At 61.5% G+C, this 1,747-nt stretch carries 2 protein-coding genes; both read left to right on the forward strand.

Features of this window, described 5'->3' with window-relative positions; all coding sequences use genetic code 11:
• Positions 1 to 1,092 (forward strand): CaiB/BaiF CoA transferase family protein (locus tag AC1DY5_RS54270; RefSeq protein WP_478122465.1); only part of this gene is annotated, 1,092 nt, incomplete at its 5' end.
• Positions 1,093 to 1,114: 22 nt separating this feature from the next.
• Positions 1,115 to 1,747: HpcH/HpaI aldolase/citrate lyase family protein (locus tag AC1DY5_RS54275; RefSeq protein WP_478122466.1), on the forward strand; the 633-nt coding region annotated here is incomplete at its 3' end.

The raw sequence follows: 1,747 nt of genomic DNA on the forward strand, positions 1-1,747 counted from the left end.
GATGTGATCCGGGTCGATCGCGTCGGGGGCAGCGAGGATCGCTTCATTCTTCCCGTCTCCCAGGATGGTGACGGTGCTGTTTACCTGCAGGTCAACCGCAACAAGCGCTCCATCAGCCTCGACATCGACAAACCAGAAGGCAGAGAGGTGGTGCGTAGACTGCTGCTCGATACCGATGTGGTAGTCGCAAACATGCCTCCGCGAACACTCGAGAGCCTGGGGCTGGACTACGAGAGCCTTCGGCGGGTCAAGCCGGACATCATCTTGACTGCTCCGTCCGCATTCGGCAATGCCCCTGCGGTGCGCGATAGAACGGGGTTCGACGGGGTAGCCCAAGCGATGAGCGGCGCCGTGCACCTGGCGGGCGATCCTGCTCGCCCGGCGAAGGCCATGGTGCCGGTGGTCGACTTTGCAACGGCCATGTCCTGCGCAATGGGCACCATGATGGCGCTCTACGAACGTAGATCGAGTGGCAAAGGCCAAGAAGTTAGCGGGTCTCTGATGCAGACAGCGCTCAACATGGCCAGCGGCCAGCTCATTGAGGAGTCAGTACTGCACTTGAACCGGCAAGCGACCGGCAACCGCGCACCGCAGTACGCGCCGTCGGACATCTACAAGGTCAAGGATGGTTGGATCATTCTCCAGGTGGTGGGGACGGCGATGTTCAAGCGCTGGGCGCGCCTGATGAATCGGCCCGAATTGCTGGGAGATGAGCGGTTTCAAGATGACTTGAGCCGCGGCAAGCATGGCGAACTGATCAGCGGCTGGATGTCCGAATGGTGCACGAAGTACACCCGTGCCGAAGCGCTCCAACTGCTGGAAGAGGCACGGCTGCCCGCGGGGCCCGTCAACTCGCCACGTGAAGTTCTGGAAGACCCGCTGATTCGCAATGCCGGCGCCTTCCACCTCATGGAGACACCCGGCATCGAGGAGCCGGTACCGCTCGTCGCCCCCCCCGTCAGCCTCTCACGCACACCGCCGGCGATCGAGCAGCGCGCGCCGAAGGCGGGGGAGCACACTGATTCCATCTTGTCGCAACTCGGGTACTCACGCTCAGCCATCGATCGGCTGCGTGAGCAGCAAGTGGTGTGACACAAACAATAGCGAGCTAGCGATGACAACCGCAACGAGACCGATCCGCTCCTTACTTTTCGTGCCTGGGAACAAACTGGCCTGGTTCGATAAAGCCGTCGCTGCAAAGGCAGACGCACTGATTCTCGACCTCGAGGATAGCGTCCCCCCCGACCGCAAGTTGGAGGCCCGCAGCATTGTCGCCTCACAGCTGGAGAGGCTTGCGCATCAGGGGCAGCGCACTTGGGTGCGCATCAATCGAAGCCCGCACCTCTACGACTTCGACGACATCCTGGCCGTGGTTGGTCCGCACCTCCAGGGGATCTTTATCTCCAAACCGATCGGTCCTGAGGACGTCGATACGGTTTCGGCGATGCTGTCGGAGGCGGAGCACCGCTGTGGTGTTGAGCTGGGGTCCACGCGCGTAATCCCAATCATGGAAACTGCCCGGGCAATGCAGTTGGCCTTTGAGATGGCATCACGCGAACGGGTCTTCGCGCTTTCTGGAGCTACCGCGAGAAATGGCGACGTCGCCAGGGCCCTGAACATGGTCTGGTCCGAGGACGGGCGTGAAGGGCTGTACCTGAAGTCACGTGTGGTCATGGCAGCACGTGCGGCAGGAAAGTTGCCGATTGGAGGCATGTGGCAGCAAGTGCATGATCTCAACGGACTGAAG

The sequence above is a fragment of the Variovorax sp. P4_D9 genome, assembly GCF_056401695.1.